Raw genomic sequence first — 23,474 nt, 5'->3', positions numbered from 1 at the left:
AAAGCAACTTTAAACAAAGTTGCTTTTAAATGTGTCATCAATCAGTTTATTTTTCTTATTTTGGCGTATTTCCTGTGTCTTATGCGCTAATTGTTCTAAAATAGCCATCACAGGAAGTTGTGTCGTTAAATTCCCCAATGCGTGTACCTTTGAACCCTCATGTGCCACATTATAGGGGATAGAAATATCGGCCATATTAGCCATTGTGTTATTTACTTCATTAGTGATTGCAATAACCTTAACGCCATCTCTTTTATAGGCAACAATCTGAGCAATAATAAAGTTGGTCTTCCCAGAAATAGAGAGTGCTACAACTGTCATTGTTTTGGCATTATTTGTCATTAGTGGTTGATAAGGATCAATGACTTCAAAAGCAGGTAATCCGGCATTATTAAAATATTTTGTGCCATAATCCGCTAAGGCACCTGAAGTTCCAACACCCATAAAAACCGTATACTCGGTTTCTTCTAGGAGCTTTGCAGCCTCATCAATAAGGGCAGTATATTCAGGACTCAATAAACGTTTAGTAAAGAGCTCGAAGGCAAGAAGATTATCATACTTTGGATCTTCTGCTTTCAGCGAAATTTGGTGTTTTTGTTTTTGCAAATAAGTCTTGAGTTCATTCCAGCCTGAAAAACCTAACTTATGTGTCATACGTACAATTGTCGTAGGCGAAGCATGGACAGTCGAAGCAAATTCACGAATGGTCATGTTCATGATAATTTCTGGTGCTTTAACAACTTCCTCAAAAATTTTACTTTCCAAATCATTGAGCGCATTAAGCTTATTATCTTCAAGCATCTTTTTCTCTCCCTCTACCGTATTCCTTACTCTTGCATCCAGTATAGCACATTTTTTATTACAAAATACAGGAGCAAATAAAAACTATCAACTATAAATACAGCTCGTTTCTCCTTATAATCAGGCATTTAGACGGGATGTTTAAAACATCTCATTCATGTAATAGAACATGATGATAATGAAAAATGGAAACTAAATTTATCAAAAAGTTCCTATACAGATCACTTTTTCACATTACATTTTTTTATTTCTTCGAAATAGTAATATTGAGATGTACCTCTATATAAAAAAACTTCCAGTTAGACTTAATCAGCTACTAAAAGTTTTTTTATTTTATTATTAAGAAAGTTTTGAACCTACATTTTCGATAAGTTCTGGAATTCCAGCGGCTTTCGATCCACCGGCCATGGCCATATCTGGTTTACCACCTCCACGGCCGTCAATGTAAGGTGCAAGCTCTTTAATCAAGTTTCCAGCTTTAACATCAGCTGTTTTACTTGCCACTAACAGGCTCACTTTTTCACCAATCTTTGCAACAAGGACAAGAACATCGGACAACTCTTTTTGTTTCCAGATGTCTGCAAGATTACGTAGACCATTTACATCTGGTACTGCAACTTCACTAGCAATATAACTTGTACCTGCTGCTTTAAGAACATTTTTAAAGACTTCATCAGATTGACTTGCAGCTAATTTACCTGCTAATGCATCATTTTCTTTTTGAGCCGCTTTAAGCTCTTCTTGCATAGCTGTTACTTTCGACACAACTTGAGCAGCTTGTGGTGCTTTCACAACTGCTGCGACTTCATTGAGCGTATTTTCAGCATCTTTAAATGCTTCATAAGCTTTTTGGCCTGTTACGGCAACAATACGGCGAACGCCTGATCCGATACCTTCTTCTTTGATAATCTTGAAGAGACCAATTTCACTTGTTGTTGCTGTATGTGTACCACCACAAAGTTCGACAGAGTAATCACCAATTTTAACGACACGGACATTTTTACCATATTTTTCGCCAAAGAGAGCCATTGCACCCATTTCTTTAGCAGTTTCAATATCAGTTTCTACCGTTTCCACAGCTAATGATTGCCAAATCACTTCGTTAACTTGACGTTCGATATCAGCCAATTCTTCCTTGCTTACAGGAGCAAAGTGTGTAAAGTCAAAGCGAAGGAACTCTACTTCGTTAAGTGATCCTGCTTGAAGTGCATGTTCACCTACAATATTGTGCAATGCTGCATGGAGCAAGTGAGTTGCTGTGTGGTTTTTAATGATACCATGACGGCGTTCTGCATCAATTTCAAGTGTGTAAGTTTCACCGACTACAAGAGTAGAGAGAATGTCAACCATATGAAGATTTTGACCATTTGGTGCATGTTGAACATCCTTAACTTCTGCAACAACTTTGCCTGCAGCATTTTTGATTACACCGTGGTCAGAAACTTGTCCACCCATTTCTGCGTAGAATGGTGTTTTATCGAAAATAAGTTGCGCTTCACCGCTGACGGTATCCACTTTTTCATCATCTTTAACTGCCACAAGAAGTTTGCCATCATATTTTTCAACATCATAAAGGAATTCAGATTCTTCTTTGATGGATTGAAGTGTTTCGTTTTGTGCGCTCATTGAACCACCTTTAACGACAGCAGCACGTGCACGATCTTGTTGTTCTTTCATCGCTGCTTTGAAACCTTCATGGTCAATCTTGAAACCAGCATCTTCAGCTAATTCTTCAGTTAACTCTACTGGGAAACCATAAGTATCGTAAAGACGGAAGATATCTTGCCCTTCAAGCATTGTCTTGCCTTCTTCTTTAAGTTTGGCAAGCAATTCATCTAAGAGTTTGCTTCCGCCATCAATTGTACGGCCAAAAGCTTCTTCTTCACGGTCAATAATTTGTATGATAAAATCTTGTTTTTCAAGGACTTCTGGGTAGTATGACTCCATAATTTTACCTACAACGGGAACAAATTGAGCCAAGAATTTACCTTCAATGCCTAATTTTTTACCGTGCATAACAGCACGACGAAGGAGACGACGAAGAACATAGCCACGTCCTTCATTTCCTGGCAAAGCACCGTCACCGATAGCAAAGCTAAGTGCACGGATATGATCCGCAATAACTTTAAAACTCATGTTGTCGCCATCTGGATCGTAAGTTTTACCAGAAATACGTTCAATTTCACGAATGATAGGGAGGAAAAGATCCGTATCAAAGTTTGTTTTACCACCTTGGATGATACAAACCATACGTTCAAGTCCCATTCCCGTATCAATATTTTTCTGTGGCAACTCTTTATATTCGCTACGTGGAATAGCTGGATCAGCATTAAATTGTGACAAAACGATATTGTAGATTTCGATGTAACGGTCATTCTCGATATCTTCAGCCAAGAGTTTCAAACCAATGTTTTCAGGATCGTAAGCTTCACCACGATCAAAGAAAATTTCTGTATCTGGTCCTGAAGGTCCTGCACCAATTTCCCAGAAGTTGTCCTCGATTGGAACTAAATGACTTGCATCAACACCGAGCTCCACCCAACGGTTAAATGTATCTTTATCATCAGGGTAGTAAGTAATGTAAAGTTTTTCTGCTGGAAAATCAAAATATTCACTACTTGTAAGCATCTCCCACGCATAAGCTAGAGCTTCTTCACGGAAATAATCACCAATTGAGAAATTTCCAAGCATTTCAAACATTGTATGGTGACGCGCTGTTTTACCTACGTTCTCGATATCATTTGTACGAATCGATTTTTGCGCATTTGTAATACGTGGATTTTCTGGCACAACTGAACCGTCAAAATATTGTTTCAATGTCGCAACACCAGAGTTGATCCAGAGTAAAGTTGGGTCGTTCACTGGTACTAAAGATTGTGAAGGTTCGATAGAATGCCCTTTTGATTTGAAGAAATCAAGGAACATTTGACGTACTTCTGTTGAAGTCATTTTTTTCATAGCTATTCTCCTAATAAAATAATTTTCATTTACTTTCGATTTGTGAATAAAAACACAATATAAAAACAAAAAATTCATCGTAAACGAGGGGCGTCACTCACGCGGTACCACCCTCATTCACGATGAATCCATCGTCTCTTTTTGCTTGGTAAAGCAGTTTCCCTGCTATTTGAAAACCTTGAGGTTTTCAGCACGTTGACTTATCGACTTTCACCACATGTCGACTCTCTGTAAAGTCATTTCATTCATTTATTTAGATGATGAACTTGATGTAAATTGTGAGAAGATTGTTGAGAAGGCTTCTTCTTTCACAGTGACATTATGTGCTTTAAGGTATTCACCAATCACACCAGCAACATAAGTTGTATCTGCCATTTTTTCTGCCTTGATTACATCTTTAAGTTTATCTTTATACTTGTTCATGTCTGAACCTTTATCTGAAGTTTTAATCATTTTCACAACATAGTAGCTTGTTGCACCAGTTGAGGCATTTGCTGATTCGATAACATCAGAAACTTCACCATTTTTCAATTTGAAGGCTGCAGTTTGAACTTCTTTTGGAATTGTAGTACTTGTTGAATCAAATTTTTGCTTGTTGCTTGCATTGTCTTTCTCAAACTTAGCTGCATCTGATTTCGCAGATTTTACTGCCTTAGTTGCTGCATCTTTAGTTGTTTCTGGAACAACAATCGCTTCAACTTCTGGATGGAAATCTGCCCAAGCTGCCTTCAAGTTAGCATCTGTAAATTGTGTGTCTGAGATTTTTTTCTCAATGGCATATTCTTGTAAGAGTTGAAGACGAACGTAAGATTTATAACTCTTTTCAGTAAATCCTTGTTGTTGCAAAGCTGCTGCAAACTGTTCGCCCATTTGTTTTTTAGTATCGTCAAACTTCGCTTGAACATCTTTATCTGAAACCTTATCGCCAAAATCTTTTTCAAACATTTTTGACATTGTCAAATTTTGTAAAAGAGATGTGGCAGGCATATTTGGAAAAGTTTTAGCTTCACTGTAGAAATCTCCTACATTGATTGTGTCACCCTTCATTGTGATAATATTAGCTCCAGTAGAGTTATTATTTCCACAAGCTGAAAGTGTGACAAGTCCTAAAGCCGCAACAGCTGTTGCGAGTAAGATGTTCAATTTTTTAAATTTCAAAGTTTTCTCCTTGTTGGGTATATTCCCTTGATACATTTGTTTCTTGTAACAATATTATAACACAAAACATTAAATAAACCTAAACTGATTTACAATGTCAAACTTTCTTAATCATTAATATTCCATCTCCTAAAGGAACCATACTTGCGCGGTATTTAGGGTTGTCTAAAACTTCATCAAAGAGACGACGAAGCCCACGTTCAAGTGCACGCTGCGTCCGTTTAATTTCCATAATTGGAATAAGTATTTCTCCGCCTTGGAAAATATCATCCATGATAATCACACCATTTTCCGAAAGCAACTCCATGGCACGAGGCAGAAATTCTACATATTTTGATTTCGCTGAATCCATGAAGATAAAATCAAATTCCCCTTGCAAATCTGCCAAAAGATCGGCAGCATCACCTTCTAAGAGAGTGATCTGTTTTCTTGAATCATAGGTAGCTAGATTTTCCTTAGCCAAGGCAATCATTTCTGGGTTACGATCGATAGTAATTATTTCAGCATCTGGTGCTGCTTCTGCCATCATAAGTGCAGAAAAACCAATAGCAGTTCCTATCTCCAAAACTCTTTGGGGCTTCATTAAATCCAAAAGCATTTGGAAATACACTACTGTTTCATGAGGTATAATCGGGATATTGTTCTCATGAGCAAAGGTCTCAACATTCTTTAGTGGACCAGTAATTTGCGTTTGACGCTCGCGCATGAAGTCAACAATTTCCTCCTTGACTACGGGACGATTCATCATCGGATTACTTGTTCTCTTGTATGTTAAAACCATTATAAATGGGCTCCTTTTTCGACTAATTTTTCTAGCTCAATTAAACGTTTTTCAAAAACAGCAAATGCTGATTCTAAATATGTTGTTTCTTCCATATCCACACCTGCTTGAGCAATCACAGCCAGCGGATAATCACTTGATCCTGCTTTGAGATAAGTGAGGTATTTTTCACGCGCATCTGGGCCACCATTAACGATAGCCTCAGCAAGATAAGTTGCTGCGGCAAATCCTGTTGCGTATTGGAAGACATAAAAATTATAATAGAAGTGCGGAATGCGAGCCCACTCATATTGAATTTCAGGATTTTCCTGAGCAGCTAAACCGTAGTATTTTTCATTCAGCCCCGCATAAAGCTGGTTCATGAATTCGCTAGTCAGAACTTTTCCTTCTTGATCAGCTTTATGAATCTCATGTTCAAATTCAGCAAATTGGCTTTGACGGAAAACAGTGCCACGGAAACCATCAAGCCAGTGGTTTAAAATAGCAAATCGCACTTTTTCATCTGTCGACTCCGCAAGTAAACTTTCAGTCAAGATATTCTCATTGGTTGTTGAAGCAATTTCTGCAAGAAAGATTGGATAGTCCCCATAAACATAAGGTTGATTTTCTCGTGTAAATGTGGAATGCATACTGTGGCCCATTTCATGTACTAAGGTGAACAAATCATCCAAAGTTTCTTGCCAGTTTAACAGCATAAAAGCATTTGTATCATAGCATCCCCCTGAATAAGCACCCGAACGTTTACCGCTATTTTCAGCTACATCAATCCACCGCTCTTCAAAGGCTTTTTTAACATGGTTAGCATATTCAGGTCCAAAAATTTGAAGAACTTCTTCCGCTTTCTCCACTGCCTCGGAGTAGTTAAACTTATAATCCAAGTCCGATAAGGGTGTATAGACATCATACATCTTTAAATCGTTCTCTAACCCTAAAATTTGCTCACGCAATTTAATATAACGATGTAAAAGATGCAAATATTTATTAACCGACTCCAAAAGCTTATCGTAAACTTCTTCCGGAATAAAATTACTTGATAAAGCTGCTTGACGGGCTGAATGGTAGCCACGCATCTTCGCCTTAAAATTATGGACTTTTACATTTGTTTGTAGCGTTTTAGCATAAGTGTGCTGATACTGTTCATAGTTGCTATAAAGGGCTTGATAAGCTGCCTTTCGCACCTGACGTTCCTTACTTTCCATGAGCGAGATATAATTACCGTGTGTCAGCTGTACTTCCTGCCCTTTTTCATCTTTAATCATCGGAAGCTCAATATCAGCATTGTCAAAAATTTCGAAAGTTTCGGCGGCTGCACCAAAAATCTCACTAGCACTGGCTAAGAGTTTTTCCTCTTTTGGACTTAAGATATGCTCCTTTTTAGCAAAAAGGCGGTCAAACATATGAGAATATTGCTCCAGTTTGGGTTCTTCTCTTCTAAAGCTTGCATAACGTTCTGGCGTTAAAGCTAAGAATTCCGGCTCGTAAAAAGCAAAGGTTTCTCCAAGCTTGGCATATAAATTTGTGGCTTTGGCTTCGTATTCTTGGTAACGACTCACTTGCGTATCTTGGTCATGTTTCATTGAGGCATAGACATAAACCTTCTCCACAGCACGCGAGATTTCCAGCTCAATTTCCGTGATTTCTAATAAGCTTTGAGCGCTATCTAGAAGATGTCCTTCGTAGTGCTTTACCGTCCCTAATCTTTCCGAAACTCTTTTAAGTTCTAGTTCCCAGGCGGCATCGTTTTCAAACACAGTTGACAAATCCCAAGTTAAGTTTTCAGCTATTTCATCACGTTTTTTTGCCATTCCATTCTCCGTTTTTCACTTTATTTTTATCTTTAATTATAGCATAGAAGCTTGGTGTATGCAGTTTTTCGTGTTCTTGTAACTGAAAACTTTCATAGAAGCTGTGATAATATTTTTCCAAGGGAGTATCTACTTGAAAAAAGCTTTCTGGCGTATCATCGGAAAAGTCAAAGGTCAATAAGTTTAAGCCTGGAGGACTCCAGTAGCTCTTATTCCAATTGAGGTCTAGCAAATTTTTTCCTTGTTCATAATATTTTTCTTGCATTTTAAGCCATTTTGGCACTTGATAATACAGTTGTTTCTGAACAAACAACTGTAACTCTTCCTGTTTTGGAGCATCTAAACTAAGATCTTCTCCTTCTCGAAAGGGTTGGCGTAAGAGCTCTAAGAGACTCTCTTGAAAGAAGTCAAACTCTTCAGTAAGATAAATCGGTCGTCCTTTCAAATCTTGATAAACCAATGATTTCAACCGTAGTTTTTTTCTGTTCCAGTCTAATTCCCAAAAATAAAAACCTCTCACTGCTGAATAATAGAGCAAATTTTTCTGCAAAGATGATAGGTTATTCTTAAGCCATAAGTCCCTTCCTTGAAGCCAAAGGACATAATATCCTTTTTCTTTGTAACTTACCGTTCTCTCTTCTAAACGTTGCAAAGAAAGCGGCGAACACTGTATTTCAATAGCAAGTTTATCATTTACTAACAAATCAGCCGTTTGCTTAATTTCTGGCACATACTTTTCCAACTCAACTTTCTCTTTTTTCTTAAACCATTGATACAAACTGAGTTTTAAGCCCAAGTGTTGTGCAGATTCATTTTCGCTCCAAGAGTCACAATTTTTTACGGATATGTGAGCAAAGTGAGGAATTTTTATCTTCCCTTTTTTTAAACGAAGGGGCGACTTACAGGCTGGGCAATAAAAAGGGCCACTAATTGAAGAATTGTCAAGGAGATTAATTGTTTTTCCGTCTTTATCCAAAGCTATTAACATATCAAATAGTACGAAGAATAGCTCTAAAAGTCACAAGGCAAACAAAAAAACTCGGAAAATCCGAGTCTTTATATCTTAACGGTTAAGTACAAAGTGATCCATAAAAAGAATAAAAAGAGCAAATGCTATGAATACACCTGTGATTAAGCCAACCCAAAAAATATGTTTACGTCTTTGACTGTTCATCACTGCGATAAACTCACGAATAAATGCTGGAAGACGGAAGTACAAAGGTGTTTTTCCTCCAATCCCTCCTTGCGCATTTAATCCTTGTTGAGCAGCAAAGAGAGCCGCTCGGAAAACGTGATAGTCTGAAGAGAAAAAGAGAAATTCTTCATTGGCTTTCTGTTCATTTTTTTCAATCAACTGAGATGAAAATTTTAAATTTTCAAAAGTTGTTTTTGATTGATCTTCAACCAAGGTTCGTTCTTTGGGAAATCCCAGTTCTTCGACAGCGTATTTTTGCATCGCTAGTGCTTCCGCAAGTTGTTCATCACTACCTTGTCCCCCAGAGAAAACCATTATAGTTTTATCATTTGCAGCCTTTATTCCTGCACGGATACGGTTAGCTAAAAGGGGGCTAACAAACTGGCCATTAATCAGTCCAGAGCCTAGAACCACGTGATATTTTGAAGACTTTTTACGGAAACGACGTCCATATGTCCAGCTAGCAAAAAAGAAAACCGTGAATTGCCAGACAAGATAAAAGGCCAACACAGGATAAACGTAGCTCAAGAGCTGTAGCCAAAGCCAACCTTCAGATAAAGTAGAAACGCGAATATAGAGCCAATCGACTAGAAAAAAGACAAACATAATGGCCGGCAAAATCAAATTCGCTAAACTATGTGATTCACGGCGCCACATTTTAATCGTTAAAACCACAATCCCCACAGGTACGACAAAACTAATCATAAAAGTAGGAATCAAAAAGAGGGCAAGCTCAATAATAATTATGGCTAAAATGATATTGGAATGTGAATTATAATTAGCCGAAAAAAGAATCCCCATAATACCGTTAAACAGTACAAAAAGACTGGCTAAAAAACCAATAGTAAGTCGTCCTAAACGTAAAGTTCTCATATCCTTCAAACGATGCGACTTTGTGTAAAAAATGACGGTCGGGATTAAAGCTAAAAAACTAATCACCGAAAATGCAATAATAAGTGGTGTCTCCATGTCTTTATTTTAACATAAAAATCCGCTGATAAAAGCGGATTTCTCTCATGATAGTGTACAAATTATAGTGGTGTTTTTTAGAGAATAGCAAGTACTGCAAAGTTTAATGCAAATGCGATTGCCACAACCCAAATAATTGGTTTTACTTCTTTAATCTTACCTGTAAAGAGTTTTGAGAAGATATAAGTGATAAAGCCAGCAGCAATACCATATGAGATGGAGTAGCCAAGACCCATAAATACTGAAGCAAAGAAGGCTGGAATAGCTTCACTCAATTCAGACCAGTTGATTTCCTTGAATGATGACAACATCATCATACCTACAATGATCAAAATTGGAGCCGTTGCTTGCGTTGGAACAATGGCAAGTAATGGTAAGAAAAGACTTGAGATCGCAAACATCACAGCAACGACAATCGAAGTCAATCCTGTACGTCCGCCTGCTCCAATACCAGCTGCTGATTCTACATAAACAGTTGTATTTGAAGTTCCGAAAATCGCACCAATTGGTGTAGCAATCATGTCAGCAAAGAGTGCTTTGTCCATTTTAGATGAGAAACCTTTGCTATTTGCCATATCCACAAAATCTTGATCTGTAAAGATTCCTGTGCTACGACCTGTACCAATGAACGTACCAATCGGATCAAAGATTGAGGTTAACGAGAAGGCCAAAATTGTCATCAAAACTTCAATAATTCGAGATGAATCAGAAAATAAACTACCAAAACCTTTAGGACCAAAAGCAGCACCAAAAGTTGTTCCCATCTCGTTGATTGCTGTCCCGAGATTGTTGTCTGCAAAAAGTGTAGACATATCAACTTTTGTAACACCTGTTAAAAGTGCAAGTACAGTCGTTACTGCGATTGACAAGAGAATCCCTGCTTTCCATTTACGGAGAACAAAGAACATTGTTACTAAAATACCAACTAAAGCAACAAGAACACCAGGATCATCAAATTTAACTAAGCCAGGAACAATTGTTGAATCTGCAGTGATAGTGCCGTGGTTATCCGTATAAGTACCTGGTGATGCAATAAATTCAAGAATACCAGCGTTTTTAATACCAATATAAGCGATGAAAATACCGATACCACCACCAATAGCGTGTTGTAAGCTCTCAGGAATTCCTAAAACAATTGCTTTACGAATTGAAGTAAATGTAATAATAATATTGACAATACCACAAATGAAGACCATTGCTAAAGCTTCTTGCCAAGTGTAGCCTAATGAAAGAACAACAGTATAAGCAAAGAAGGCGTTAATTCCCATACCTGGTGCAAGGGCATAAGGAACATTGGCGATTAAACCAATAGCTACCGAACCCACAATTGAAGCTAAGATAGTAGCTAAGAAAACTGCCTGAACGGGCATCCCTGTTGATCCTAAAACATCAGGATTGACAAACAAGATGTAGCTCATAGCAAAGAAGGTAGTAATACCTGCCATAATTTCACGGCCCACAGTAGTGCCGTTTTCTTCAAGTTTAAAGAACTTGTTCACGAATAAATTCTCCTTTTAATAAAAAGTTGCATGCCACATTCGTTTTTCGTGACACACGTCATAAAATGATACATGTTCAGTATAAATAAATTTTAAGTTTGAAACAAGGAATTTCGAGTCATTTAAAAAAACAAGTCCGTATATGTTCGTAAATACCGAACTAAAGACTTATAAATATTTATAAAAGTTCGTCCATTTTAATAATTGTTGTCAAAAACATAAATTTTATTTTTCATAGTGTCTTGTAGATTACTTAATAATGAACACTCCACATCTTATTTTTTAAAAAGTAACCTAGACCAAAAGCAGCTTTACTGCTTTTCTGGTATAATAAAAAATAAGAAATATTTTAAAGGATTAAATATGGAAAACAAAGATAGAAAATTGATTGCCATTGATCTTGACGGCACAACGCTTCATAGCGACGGGCGTACAATCAGTCGCTATACAAAATATATTTTTAAACGTATTGAGGAGCAAGGCCACATCATCTGCATCTCCACGGGTCGTCCTTTCCGTATGGCTGTTGATATTTATCGCGAACTCGAACTTAAAAGTCCGATGATCAACTTCAATGGTGCTTTGATTTCCAAGCCAGACAATCGTAATTGGGAGTACACCAAAGGTCATTATATTGATCGTTCATTCGTCTTTGACTTTTTACGCCATCAACAAAACTTTGATTTAGAATTTTTTGCGGTTGAATATCGCCGTAAATTTTTCCTTAATAACTTCAGGAACGTAACCCCTAAACTTTTTGGTGTCGAACAGTTCCATCCCTACAATCGTTTACGCGCAGATCGTCTCGATGACAATCCGCATGCAGTACTCCTTTCTACACGAGTAAAAGATAAATTTCGTCTGGCCAAGCAAATCCAAGATCATTATAACGGTAAAATCAGTGTGAGTGGCTGGGGCGGTCCTAATGGCGTTTTAGAAATTGTCCCCAAAGGTGTCAGCAAAGCTTCTGGTCTCAAGCATCTTCTTCGTGTTCTCGAAATTCCAAAAGAAAACCTTATAGCATTTGGTGACGAGCATAACGATATCGAAATGTTTAAATTTGCTGAGGAGGCCTATGCTATGAAAAATGCCTCTACTCGACTCACACCACATGCCACTGAAATTCTTCCGTGGACAAATGATGAGGACGGGGTTGCCCATAAATTAGAAGAACTCTTTTTGAAGTAGTTGCTTATCTCTCCCCCCAAAAAAATAAAAAACTTCATCAATTGATGAAGTTTTTTATTAATCACGACTGTTTCCCATAAATCCGAAGATTCTCAAGAGTGAAAGGAAAAGGTTGATAAAGTCAAGATAGAGTGATAGCGCCATGCTAATCGCCCAGCCATTATTTACTTTACCGTTATTTTGACGGTAAACATGCTCAATCTTTTGATTGTCCCAAGCGATCAGCCCACTAAAAACGAGGACACTAATGATTGAAGAAACAAAGACGACCATTGGGCTTCTTAAGAAGATGTTAATAACCCCTGCGATGATTAAACCAATCAGCATCCCCATCATTGCACGCCCCATACCTGTCAAATCACGTTTAGTTGTACGTCCATAAACTGAAAGCCCAAAGAACATTCCAGCAGTTGACACAAAGGCCAAAGTGACATCAGAAGCCGTATAAGCTGCAATTGTAAAACTCATGATAAAGCCCATTAAAACTGAGAAACCAACAAACATTGGCAAAGCTGTGGGTTTATTTTTCATGGCTGCATTTTGCATAGGGAAGACGAGAACCAGTGGCAAGAATAAGAGGATAATCATTCCAAAACCTGCACGATTAACAAAATTCTGAGTTGCTTCCCAGAAGAAATTTATTGTTAAAAAAGATGTGAGTGCTGAAACAGCAACTCCAATCCCGACAATCCCATAAATGCGAGCAAAAAATTGATTCAGCGATACTTGACTTCTATTATTATTTATAAATGGATTTTCCATAGTATCTCCTTTTCTAATATACCTTTAAGACTATTTTACCAAAAATTTACAATGCTGTCATCAGACTTGAGTCCTAGTTTGGGGTTCTTTCTTCATAATTTTCTTATTTTGACCAATCTATCCCTTTTTGTCCTGTTTTTTCTAAAAAGGTATTAGCTTTCGAAAATGGCTGTGAGCCAAAGAAGCCACGAGAAGCAGAAAGAGGTGAAGGATGTGCAGATTCAAGTATTAAATGCTTAGAAGAATCAATCAGCTTCGCTTTCTTACGTGCATCACCACCCCATAAGAGAAAGACTTTTGGACGATCATCATCCGAAGCAATTTTTATTATCTCATCTGTCAAAGGTTCCCAAATTTTTCCTTTATGAGCATTAGACTTCATCTCAGGGACGGTAAGTACAGCATTGAGCAATAAAACCCCTTGCTCAGCCCAATGTGTTAAATCTGAATCGTCTTTATCAAAGCCCTCGCTTTTAAGTTCTTTCCGAATATTGACAATAGAGTCTGGTCGATTCACCACGAAGGAAGCTGGATAGGAAAAACTTAGTCCCTGAGCTTTACCCGGCTGTGGATAAGGATCCTGTCCAACTAGTACAACTTTGACATCAGCTAAAGCAGTCAATTCAATCGCTCGAAATATCTTATCCTCAGGCGGGTAAACATTACCTTGTGAATAAACGTCATTGATAAAATCAACAAGGGTTGAAAAGTATTCCTGAGGCAATCGTTCTCTTAAAGGTTCACTCCAATCCGTTTTTTTCATTGTCCTTCCTTCTCCTTCGTTTTAATTTGTGCATATTGGCGCAATACGGTTTTTAACTTTTCTGGGGCAGTTTTCCGGAAATCGCTAAGATAAATCTCACGATGATGGAATTCTTTGTGGATAAGTTCATAGCCCTCTGCAGCGGCAAATTCCTCCATCAAAGTAAAAGTTTCAGCTTCATCGTCAAAACTCCCCTTATGCATGGCTTGAATACAAAGTCCGTCTGTAATCTTTTCATATTTTACTTGAGAAAAATCTTGTTTTTTCTTTGAAGCTGTGTCTTTTTTCGCCCACTCAACAATTTCCTCAGTTACAAATTCTGGCATCCGAATCATAACTTTCCAAATCAGTTCTTCTTTACGTAGAGGCTCATTAGCCTTTGGAGCTGTCTTACTTGTCCACAAACCCTCCAAGGGAGGCACAACAAAACGATAAAAATGAGGAATGACTATGTCTTCTCTTTTGTAGGACATTGAAATAGCATATGCTATAGGATAAAGTGAAGCAATCGCTTCTTGGAAAGCTGTACCAGCTGGTGCACCTTGACCAGAAACAGTCAAATAAGACATCTCAGGTACAGTAATTACTTCAATTTTTTTAGGAAAATAAAACTCTTTTTCAGTCTTTTTAAAATCTACTTTTATAGAATCTGTCATTGTTTGGTATCGGAAATAAGCAGAAAATTATTTCTTTTTTCTACTTTCCTCTCCTTTCTTTGTCGCTGGCGACTCCCTGCCCATGCCACCTATAAATTCAACGTTGTTAATAACTTTATTATAACATTTATCTTACATGTTTTATTTCTATCATCAGCTTCATCCAAAGTTCTCCCATTTTTAGAGTAAAAAAAAATCCTATCAGCAGACAGGAATATTTTTTTGCAATTAAGAATTAGCCCAATTTAGCTGCCAAACGTGATTTGTCACGTGAAGCTTTGTTAGCGTGGATAAGACCTTTTGATGCAGCTTTGTCGATTGCAGAGCTTGCAGCTTTGAATGTGTCTTCGCTTGGTGCAGTTTCAAATTTTTTGATTGCAGTACGCATTGCAGATTTTTGTTGTGAGTTGCGTTCGTTATCAACAACGTTCAATTCAGCGCGTTTGATTGCAGATTTGATATTAGCCATTATTTCCTCCAAATTTTTGTAATACCTATAAATTATACAGGATTTTTAGCTTTTTAGCAACTGTTTGTCAAAAGAAAATTGAAATAATTTTCTTTTTTCTTGTGTCAAATTGCATATCGCTATTTACATTTTATAGAATGGTGCTATAATATGAATATGAAATTAGATGAAAATCCATGGTTGACAGATGCCGAGTTTATGAGTTATGTTGGTCACTTTCTTGAAATGCCGGAACTGAAACAGCTTGATGAAATCACACATCACTATACTTCAACACGTTTGATTCATTCAATCAAGGTAAGTTATGTGAGCTATTTAGCTTGTAAAAAGATGGGCTGGAATGCAAAATCTGCTGCCCGTGCAGGTCTCTTACACGACCTTTTCTACTACGATTGGCGCGACACTAAATTTAACAAAAGTCATGCCTATGTTCATCCTCGTATCGCTGCCCGTAATGCAGCAAAAATTACTACCCTTTCTGATCTTGAGTACGACTGCATCGTCAAACATATGTGGGGGGCTACAATAGCACCGCCACGTTATAAAGAAAGCTGGGTTGTTACCTTAGCAGACGATTATGTCGCAATGACTGAGGGCGTAGAAACTGCACGTTTCAAATGGAAAACGCGCAAATACTTTAAACGTCACCTTCCAATTTGAACTATTAGCATAACAATAGTTCATGAGAAACATCTAACCAATGGTTAGATGCTTCTTTTTTTAGTTTTTTAAATGTACAAGAGTTCTAACAGCTTTTTAACCCCAAGTTGGCAGAAATGTGAAATTATAAAGCGTACTATATAAAATTTATAATGTTATTTTATCATTGTAGACTAAAAGAAGGTATAAATTCTACTTCATATTTATACTTTCTAAAATTTTCAGAAGTAAAAAAATGATGAATGTACCACTTTGTACTATTTTTTTCCTTGCTCAAAAATTAATGACTTCAATATCACAAGGGAAAGCTATTAAATCCTTAAAAATCAGAGCAATTTTAACTTTTCTTAACCGCTACCATGTTATAATATTGATAAGCTTATCGTTCGTAATTATTTACTCAACTTTATGGAAAGGGGCTTAATATTATGAGTCTTTCAAAAGAACAACGCGTGCATGATTTGGCCTTGTGCATACTAAATAATGTCAATATGACTGAAGGTTTGTTCTCTGCTTTAGAGAAAGCAAACGAACTATCCGTCAGCGATGCTTACCCTAAAAAATATGCTGTAGCTTATACAGTACTAACACAAAAGCTCCAAGATGAACTCACTGATTTTGATGATTTAACTTTTTGAGGCTAAAAATACAAATAAAAAAAGACTGGTTTTAAACCGTCTTTTTTTATTTAAAAATTGCAAAATCAGCTTCCGTAAGCCCAATCAATGGATCAAAATCACCAGAATTAACCAAATCCGCTGTTAAAAAAGGTTCAGTCGAATATGATGCAGAAGTAAAATTTTCTTCAGGAAAAAGCGAAATTTCCTCTGTTTGAGATTGACTAACTTTCACAGTTGTTTCACTCTTGTCATCATCCAAAGTTTGCTTTATTTCTTCTACAGGCTCTGCTTTGCCAGTAAATCGCTCCTTTAAGAAAGTTTTTCGATTGGCACTTTCTTTTTGAACAGCTTGGGCAAAGGCTTTTTGTTCTCCAATAAGAATTAGACTTTGTTTGGCTCGCGTAATTGCTGTATACAAGAGATTACGTTCCAGCATCCTTGAATAGGACGAAACCATTGGAACAACAACTGTTGAAAACTCACTCCCTTGCGACTTATGAATAGACATTGCGTAAGCTAAGGTAATTTTATACCACTCTGCGCGAGGATAGCTCACTTCCTGACCATCAAAATCCATCACAATTTCGTCTTGCTTGCTTTCTGTATGTTTTGCTGGAATAAGCTCAACAATCCTCCCTAAATCGCCATTAAAAACATTGTTTTCTGCATCATTGACTAAATGGAGAACTTTATCATCCTCTCGAAAATGAATATCCTGATAATTAAACTCTTGTCGCTCATCAAGAGGGTTGAACAATTCTTGCAACAAACCATTTAAGGTGTTTATACCAGCTACACCTTTATACATCGGTGCTAAAATCTGCAATTCAAAAGGATTATTTCCTCTTTTTTTCCACGCAGTCGCCACTTGTTTCACAAGATGAGCAACTTGTCCTGTTCCAGCTTCAAAATAAGAACGATCGGGATGACGGCTAGTAAAATCTTGTGGCAAACGGCCTTCCTTAATCTCATGAGCAAGGTCAATAATCGTCGATTCAGCTCCTTGACGGAAGATTTTATCCAAGCGAACTGAAGGAATCTCTGGAAGCTTCAGCAAGTCTGCAAAGACTTGCCCAGGACCAACTGACGGCAGCTGATCTGCATCGCCTACAAAGAGTACTTTCATGGAAGGAGGAATGGCTTGTAAAAGTTTATTTGCTAACCAGGTATCTACCATTGAAAATTCATCTACAATTAAAAGTGAACCCGCAAGATCATTACTTTCCATATCCATTGCTTCATCAGTGTTTAAACCTAAATGGCGATGAAGCGTTGCTGCTGGTAAGCCAGTAAGTTCATTCATTCGGCGACTCGCTCTTCCTGTTGGTGCTGCCAGGAGAATAGGGAAAACATCATCATGATAATGCCCAGGATCTAAATCAATGTCATGAAGCTGTGCATAAGTTTCGATAAAACCATTGATAATCGTTGTTTTACCTGTTCCTGGGCCACCGGTTAAAATGAAGAACTGACTATTTAAAGCTTGAAAAATAGCTTCTTTCTGCAGTTTATCGTAGCGAATACCGAGCTTAGTTTCCACTTGCTCAATATTTTTCAAGATTTTTTCATCTGAGAAGGTCTGAGTACTACGTCCAATAAGTTTTTTGAGGTATTCACTAATGCCTTGCTCAGCAAAATAAAGGGAATTTTCAAATATTTTAGTTTCTTCTTGTTGCATTTTACCGTCTTCAAGCAGATGGTTGATTTCTTCAGCCACAGTCTCTGGGCTAACTTCTATCTGGCGTGCTTCTTCCAAAACTTGGATCGTTTGTTGCAAAAGATCACGCGCTTCAATATAAGTATCGCCCGTAATTAAAGGGTGTGTTTTAACCACATGCATCAATCCCGCTCTAAAGCGGTCACTACTATCTGCTGCAATTCCCAATTCTTGAGCAATTTGGTCCGCTGTTTTAAAGCCAATTCCTTTGATATCTTCAACCAACTGGTAAGGATTCTTGGCGATAATATCCAAGGTTTGATCTTTGTAAAGCTCATGAATTTGAAATTGGAGCTTACTGGGGATACCATATTCTGCAAGCTTTGATAAAATCTTTTCCACACCATGATTGTCACGAAGTCTTTTAATAAAGGAATTTTTCTTTGCTAAAGGAAGGATATCGTCTAATTCTTCCGGCTTACTTAAGATACTGTCAACTGTATCATCAGGAAAAAGAGCCACGATTCTTTCTGCCGTCTTTTTACCAATCCCAGGAAATTTATCAGAAGAAAAGTATTTAATTAGTCCTGCAGCACTGGTCGGTACAGCTTTTTCATAAGTTTCAACTTGAAGCTGCTCCCCATATTTTGGATGTGTCGTAAGTTTACCATAGAAGGTATAACTGTCCCCTTCGATCAACTCCCCAATTGTTCCGGTTACAACAATTTCATAATCTTCATAATCGCTATTGGTATCATCCACTTCTACTAAAAGTACTTTATAAAAATTACTAGGATTACTAAAGAAAATCGCTTCAATTGTTCCGGTAAAATATATTTTTTCTGTCATAACACTTTATTCCAGTGCAACAGCTCAAAACGTTGACCTTTCGTTTCTAAAACAGTTACACTATTATTGGCTAAGCCACCAGCTGTACGTAACTCTTGTAGCGGAAAGCCCGCTAAATGTCGCATTCCCGCTGTCCCTGAAGCACCATGACCGACCAATAATATATTTTCAGCCTCTTGCTTTTTGAGGTCATTTGCTAAACTATCAAAACGTGCTAAAACATTAGCTACTGTTTCCGCTCCAAAATGGCGCCCATCAAAATTTTGCAATTCATTCCGAGAAGCAAACATTTCATCTGGATACTTCAAGAGTGCATTTGCGACCAACTGGCCTTCCAGCTGACCAAAGTTCCATTCTGAAAGGCGAGTATCTGTATTTACTGGCAAAGCAGTTAACAACTTTGCGGTTGTCACAGCACGCGGCTGCGGACTAGAAATCACTTTATCAAATTGGACAATTTGTCCCAGTCTTTCATTTACTCGGGCTATCGCCTCATAGGATTCCGGCAAAAGAGGCGAGTCCCCTTTTTGACCTTGGAGCCTTTTTTCGAGGTTCCATTGCGTTTTACCATGTCTTACAAAATAGATTTTCATTTTAATTCCTGAATTTCTTTAATTATTTCTTCTGGTTTTTTGTCCTTGGTTTCAATAATAATATCCGCTACTTCTTCGTAGAATTTTTCACGCTGCATAAACAATTGTTCTACGTCTTGTACGGGTTGTGTAGCCAATGGTCGTTTATTCTTTTGATCAGTAAGAATACGTTCATAGAGCGTTTCAAAATCTGCCTTGAGATAAACGACATTTTTCAGCTTTTTCAGACAGTCCCGATTTTCTACAAGTTGAACAATGCCGCCACCTGTGGCAACATTAAATCCTGAGAGCACCGCTGCCTCAAGTGTTTCTCTTTCAATTTGTCGAAATTTAGCTTCGCCATATTCCTGAAAAAATTGTATAATGGGCATTCCAATCTCTTGTTCAATGGCTTGATCAAGGTCAATAAAGTTTTCCTTATTTAGAGCCCTTGCAATCGTTGATTTCCCCGCGCCCATAAACCCAATCAACACTACTGCCATTCTCGTTCCTCCTTGCTTGGCCCAAGTAAACCTTTCAGATCGTCAAAGAAAGTTGGATAACTTGTTTTAATGGCTTGACTTCCTTCTAAAACAACTTCTCCTTCTTGTACAAGAAGTGCCGCAATTGCTGTCATCATACCGATACGATGATCACCGTGAGTATTGATGTCTTTATGAGGCGCATGAAGGTTTGTCTTCCCTCTAATCTTCATCCCATCCGCTGTAGGTGTAACATCAGCTCCCATCGCTTTTAAGATGCCCGATACAACTGAGATACGATCCGTTTCTTTGACACGAAGCTCTTCCGCATCTGCAATAACCGTTTCACCCTCAGCTTGTGTAGCTAAAAGAGCAATAATCGGCAGCTCATCAATCAACCTTGGTATCAAATCGCCCGATATCTGGGTTGCAGTCAATGTGCTATAACGAATTTTGAGTGTAGCAGCTATCGCAGTTTGGTTGGTAATTTCAACTTTTCCTCCCATAGCAGTAACAACATCAATTATTCCTGTTCGCGTGGCATTGATACCAACATTTTGCAGCTCAATACTACTTCCTGGAATAATTAAAGCAGCAACAATCCAAAAAGCTGCTGAGGAAATATCTCCAGGCACTGTAATTTCTTGGCCTTCTAACTTTTGTCCACCTCTTATTCGGATATGCTTTCCCGATACTGTAAGTTCTCCACCAAACTGTTTAAGCATTTCTTCGGTATGATTTCGTGTCACCGCTTTTTCCACAATTTCTGATATTTGATTACTCTTTGTTTGTAGTGCGGCAAAAATCAAAGCTGATTTTACTTGTGCAGAGGCTACAGGCAGTTGATAGTTGATAGACTGCAGTTGTCTCCCTTGAATTTCTAAAGGTGGCAGACAAGCTTCTCCTTGACCAGAGATTTTTGCTCCCATTAATTTTAATGGGTGAGCAATACGATCCATTGGGCGACGCGAGAGCGAAGCATCACCAATTAATTTTGTTTCAAAGTCTAAACCAGCGAGAATCCCTGACATTAATCGCATCGATGTTCCTGAATTTCCCATATCCAAGGGCTTATTCGCTGGCTGTAAGCCTTCAAAGCCCTTACCTTGAATATAGATTATCCCCTCTTTATCTTCAATTTTAACACCCAAGTCTTGGAAAGCTTGCATTGTAGCTGTGACATCCTCAGCTCGCAAAATATGCTTTACCCTTGTTTGACCATGTGAAATCGCCCCAAACATTATGGAGCGGTGAGAAATTGATTTATCCCCAGGAACAGTAAGTTTACCTGTGAGTGATTTTGCCTTTATTTCGAGTTTCATTGCGTTTCAAACTTTCTTCTCTACGATTTATCTTCTATTATAGCACAAGTCAAGAGCTGTAATATTGTATTGTTTTTCTTGACCTTATATCAAAAAAACCACTACGCGCAAGTGGTTTTTAGTTTTTTGTTTTTAAATATTCTTCTTTCGTCAAGATCCAATAGTCACACAGGACAGAACGTCCCTCTTTTGCCATATATGTATAGACTTGACCCGTTTTTCGCATGCCAATCTTTTCCATTACACGTCCTGACTTTGGATTTTCTGCATCATGTTCTGCTACAATAATTTTTACATCAAGCTGGTTAAAAGCCAAATCTCTAAGGGAAGCGGCAGCCTCTGGCATTAGCCCTCTCCCCCAAAAGTTACGATTAAGCACCCAACCAAATACAGCTTGATCTCCGTCGAGCCTTAAATCAATAGTTCCAATCATTTTTTCGCTCTGCTTATCCACAATTGCCCAGCAAAATAAGCGATGTGGTATAAAATACTCCACAATACTTTCTTCGGTCATAGCTAAATCTTTATGTGCGGGAAATGAAACATAACGTACAACTTCTGGATCACTTGCATATTCAAAAAGGTCTTCTTTGTCCGCAAGTTCTACTTTTCTAAAAATTAAACGTTCTGTTTCAAAATTTTGATGTTGTGCAAGTATTACTTGTTTATTGTTCATTTTTTTTCACCTCAACGGTTGTTCCTTCGCCTAGCTCTGAGCTTATCTTAATACAAAAGTCAAGTCGATCCAAAATGAGTTTTGTTAAGTACAAGCCTAAACCCGATGCTTTATAATAGCTGCGACCGTTATAGCCTGTGAAACCATGCTCAAATATGCGTGGCAAATCTTCGGGTAAAATCCCTATTCCTGTATCACTTAAAATAATTTTATTTTCTTCGATACTAATTGTTAAACTGCCTTCATTTGTATATTTTATAGCATTATTGAGCAACTGTTCTATTGCCAAGCTGAACCATTTGCGATCTGTAGTAATTTCCCAGTCACCTGAAATAGTGACGGATAAATTTTTCTGGATGAAAAAACTACTGTATTTTTTGAGCAGTTCTCGCAAAAGGGCAGCGACAGAAAACTTCTCAAAATGAAAATCTGTTGAAATATTGGCTATACGTTGGTATTCCAATAACATTTTTAAGTAATTATCTAAAGCGAAAGTTTGATTTTTTAATTCGATTGGATTAATTTCTGTTTGTGCCATTAAATCGATTGCGGCCAAAGGGATTTTCATTTGATGGGACCAGACTTTGATAATATCTTCTGTTTCTTTAATGTGTTTTTCTTTTGCACGCAGGTTTTCTTCCAAATCCAAAAGCTCATGTTTCAAGTCATATAAGAGTGCTTCTCTATTCGCCCATCGAAAATATGAGGAAACCAAGTAGATCACAAATACAATCAAAGCAAGAATAGTTGCATTGATAAGGGATTCAATCGGAAGATGCCAGAGTAAAAAGTTGCTCACAAAGATAAAGAGCATCACCAGAAACACTCCGATTTGTGCAATTTTTATCTGCAAAAACCGCTTTATTTTACTCCAAGGCATAGCCTACACCTCGTTTCGTTACCAAATGTGCAAATCCAATTTCTGCTAGTTTTTTACGTAAACGTGTCATTTTTACATTTAAAGTATTACTGTCGATAAATTCATCTGTTTGCCAAAGTTCTTGAAGAATAGCTTCTTTGCTTACAACAGCTCCGTTAGCTCTAAAAAGAACACTCAAGATTTTGTTTTCGGAAGGTGTAAGGTCAATCTGACTTTCTCCTGATTTTACCATGTTGTCAGATAAAATAAAGCCGGCAAATTCTAATTTCTCAGGGCCAGAAAAGTTGTAAGAACGACGAAGTAATGCCTTTATTTTGGCCTGCAAGATATCCAAGGAGAAAGGTTTTGTAACAAAATCATCAGCTCCTTGATTCATGGCTGTGACTTGGTTCATATCATCACTCATCGACGAGATAAAAATAATCGGAATTTGTGAGACTTTGCGTAATTCTGTTGTCCAGTAAAAACCGTTATAAAAGGGTAAACCAATATCCATTAAGACTAAGTCCGGATCTGCTTCCAATATTTCCTGCTTGACTGCCCGAAAATTTAAAACAGAATAGACCTGAAAGTCACTTTTCAAGGCATTAGTCAACATTTTAACAATCGTTTTATCGTCTTCAACAATAAAAATTTTGGGCATTTTTTCCTCCCGAACTTGCGGATCTGTTATCACTTGTTCTTTTTTCACTATCAATTTTTTCTTTCTCCTATTATAACATATAAAAAAATCAGATGATTCCATCTGATTT

General features: G+C 37.6%; 22 protein-coding genes. 3 read left to right on the top strand and 19 right to left on the bottom strand.

Translation table 11 applies throughout. The features are described from left to right. Window positions 1-9: 9 nt before the first annotated feature. From J0J33_RS04835 to J0J33_RS04800, 8 genes are all read right to left on the bottom strand, one after another. Complete coding sequence (locus tag J0J33_RS04835) at window positions 10-801, bottom strand: MurR/RpiR family transcriptional regulator (RefSeq protein WP_019293083.1); 792 nt, start codon at window positions 799-801, stop codon at window positions 10-12. Window positions 802-1,140: 339 nt separating this feature from the next. Further along, on the bottom strand, window positions 1,141-3,759 hold the full coding sequence (gene alaS, locus J0J33_RS04830; protein WP_206921813.1) for an alanine--tRNA ligase: 2,619 nt from the start codon (window positions 3,757-3,759) through the stop codon (window positions 1,141-1,143). Window positions 3,760-4,008: 249 nt separating this feature from the next. Then, a complete protein-coding gene (locus J0J33_RS04825) occupies window positions 4,009-4,917 on the bottom strand; it encodes a peptidyl-prolyl cis-trans isomerase (RefSeq protein ID WP_019293085.1) in 909 nt (302 codons plus the stop codon). Window positions 4,918-5,014: 97 nt separating this feature from the next. Further along, window positions 5,015-5,698: an O-methyltransferase gene (locus tag J0J33_RS04820; protein WP_019292044.1), complete on the bottom strand. Its 684-nt coding sequence runs from the start codon at window positions 5,696-5,698 to the stop codon at window positions 5,015-5,017. Continuing rightward, window positions 5,698-7,503, bottom strand: coding sequence for an oligoendopeptidase F (gene pepF / locus J0J33_RS04815; protein WP_165719444.1), 1,806 nt, complete (start codon window positions 7,501-7,503; stop codon window positions 5,698-5,700). Before pepF ends, J0J33_RS04820 begins: the two co-directional genes overlap by 1 nt. Beyond that, a complete protein-coding gene (locus tag J0J33_RS04810) occupies window positions 7,487-8,491 on the bottom strand; it encodes a competence protein CoiA (RefSeq protein ID WP_206888327.1) in 1,005 nt (334 codons plus the stop codon). Before J0J33_RS04810 ends, pepF begins: the two co-directional genes overlap by 17 nt. 75 nt (window positions 8,492-8,566) lie before the next feature. After that, complete coding sequence (locus J0J33_RS04805) at window positions 8,567-9,667, bottom strand: YdcF family protein (RefSeq protein WP_019293088.1); 1,101 nt, start codon at window positions 9,665-9,667, stop codon at window positions 8,567-8,569. A gap of 77 nt (window positions 9,668-9,744) precedes the next feature. Then, on the bottom strand, window positions 9,745-11,166 hold the full coding sequence (locus J0J33_RS04800) for an NCS2 family permease (protein ID WP_019292048.1): 1,422 nt from the start codon (window positions 11,164-11,166) through the stop codon (window positions 9,745-9,747). A gap of 363 nt (window positions 11,167-11,529) precedes the next feature. Between J0J33_RS04800 and J0J33_RS04795 the strand changes: the two genes are divergently transcribed. After that, entirely contained in the window at window positions 11,530-12,354 is an 825-nt protein-coding gene (locus J0J33_RS04795) for a Cof-type HAD-IIB family hydrolase (RefSeq protein ID WP_019293090.1), read from the top strand. Window positions 12,355-12,411: 57 nt separating this feature from the next. On the opposite strand, the gene J0J33_RS04790 is transcribed toward J0J33_RS04795, so the two are convergent. From J0J33_RS04790 to rpsT, 4 genes are all read right to left on the bottom strand, one after another. After that, window positions 12,412-13,116, bottom strand: a complete 705-nt coding sequence (locus J0J33_RS04790; RefSeq protein WP_206921812.1) for a Bax inhibitor-1/YccA family protein — start codon at window positions 13,114-13,116, stop codon at window positions 12,412-12,414. A gap of 103 nt (window positions 13,117-13,219) precedes the next feature. After that, on the bottom strand, window positions 13,220-13,879 hold the full coding sequence (locus J0J33_RS04785; RefSeq protein WP_206888321.1) for a uracil-DNA glycosylase: 660 nt from the start codon (window positions 13,877-13,879) through the stop codon (window positions 13,220-13,222). Continuing rightward, on the bottom strand, window positions 13,876-14,535 hold the full coding sequence (locus J0J33_RS04780) for a GyrI-like domain-containing protein (RefSeq protein ID WP_206888319.1): 660 nt from the start codon (window positions 14,533-14,535) through the stop codon (window positions 13,876-13,878). The genes J0J33_RS04785 and J0J33_RS04780 overlap by 4 nt, the downstream gene beginning before the upstream one ends. Window positions 14,536-14,770: 235 nt before the next feature. After that, window positions 14,771-15,004, bottom strand: coding sequence for a 30S ribosomal protein S20 (gene rpsT / locus J0J33_RS04775; RefSeq protein ID WP_206921811.1), 234 nt, complete (start codon window positions 15,002-15,004; stop codon window positions 14,771-14,773). Window positions 15,005-15,154: 150 nt separating this feature from the next. On the opposite strand from rpsT, the gene J0J33_RS04770 reads away from it, so the two are divergent. Continuing rightward, window positions 15,155-15,664 carry an HD domain-containing protein gene (locus J0J33_RS04770; protein WP_206888316.1) on the top strand — a complete coding sequence of 170 codons (510 nt, stop codon included), beginning with the start codon at window positions 15,155-15,157 and terminating at the stop codon, window positions 15,662-15,664. A 428-nt stretch (window positions 15,665-16,092) separates the two neighbouring features. Continuing rightward, window positions 16,093-16,302 (top strand): hypothetical protein, encoded by a 210-nt coding sequence (locus tag J0J33_RS04765; protein ID WP_019292052.1) that lies wholly within the window; start codon window positions 16,093-16,095, stop codon window positions 16,300-16,302. Window positions 16,303-16,348: 46 nt separating this feature from the next. On the opposite strand, the gene J0J33_RS04760 is transcribed toward J0J33_RS04765, so the two are convergent. The 7 genes from J0J33_RS04760 to J0J33_RS04730 all read right to left on the bottom strand — a co-directional run bounded on the left by J0J33_RS04760 (window position 16,349) and on the right by J0J33_RS04730 (window position 23,365). Next, complete coding sequence (locus J0J33_RS04760) at window positions 16,349-18,790, bottom strand: ATP-dependent RecD-like DNA helicase (protein WP_019292053.1); 2,442 nt, start codon at window positions 18,788-18,790, stop codon at window positions 16,349-16,351. After that, a complete protein-coding gene (locus J0J33_RS04755; protein ID WP_117517171.1) occupies window positions 18,787-19,383 on the bottom strand; it encodes a histidine phosphatase family protein in 597 nt (198 codons plus the stop codon). Before J0J33_RS04755 ends, J0J33_RS04760 begins: the two co-directional genes overlap by 4 nt. Then, the gene (locus J0J33_RS04750; RefSeq protein ID WP_019293096.1) at window positions 19,380-19,865 is read right to left on the bottom strand and encodes a shikimate kinase; all 486 of its coding nucleotides are present in this window, start codon (window positions 19,863-19,865) and stop codon (window positions 19,380-19,382) included. The genes J0J33_RS04755 and J0J33_RS04750 overlap by 4 nt, the downstream gene beginning before the upstream one ends. After that, the gene (aroA, locus tag J0J33_RS04745) at window positions 19,856-21,166 is read right to left on the bottom strand and encodes a 3-phosphoshikimate 1-carboxyvinyltransferase (protein ID WP_165719439.1); all 1,311 of its coding nucleotides are present in this window, start codon (window positions 21,164-21,166) and stop codon (window positions 19,856-19,858) included. Before aroA ends, J0J33_RS04750 begins: the two co-directional genes overlap by 10 nt. Before the next feature lie 118 nt (window positions 21,167-21,284). Continuing rightward, window positions 21,285-21,842 carry a GNAT family N-acetyltransferase gene (locus J0J33_RS04740; protein WP_019292057.1) on the bottom strand — a complete coding sequence of 186 codons (558 nt, stop codon included), beginning with the start codon at window positions 21,840-21,842 and terminating at the stop codon, window positions 21,285-21,287. Next, the gene (locus J0J33_RS04735; protein WP_206888313.1) at window positions 21,832-22,722 is read right to left on the bottom strand and encodes a HAMP domain-containing sensor histidine kinase; all 891 of its coding nucleotides are present in this window, start codon (window positions 22,720-22,722) and stop codon (window positions 21,832-21,834) included. The genes J0J33_RS04740 and J0J33_RS04735 overlap by 11 nt, the downstream gene beginning before the upstream one ends. Continuing rightward, on the bottom strand, window positions 22,709-23,365 hold the full coding sequence (locus J0J33_RS04730) for a response regulator transcription factor (protein WP_029343491.1): 657 nt from the start codon (window positions 23,363-23,365) through the stop codon (window positions 22,709-22,711). The genes J0J33_RS04735 and J0J33_RS04730 overlap by 14 nt, the downstream gene beginning before the upstream one ends. Between the last annotated feature and the right edge of the window lie 109 nt (window positions 23,366-23,474).

The organism is Lactococcus sp. LG1267, from assembly GCF_017309545.1.
GTDB classification, from domain to species: domain Bacteria; phylum Bacillota; class Bacilli; order Lactobacillales; family Streptococcaceae; genus Lactococcus; species Lactococcus petauri.
This window is presented reverse-complemented; position numbering and strand designations above follow the sequence as displayed.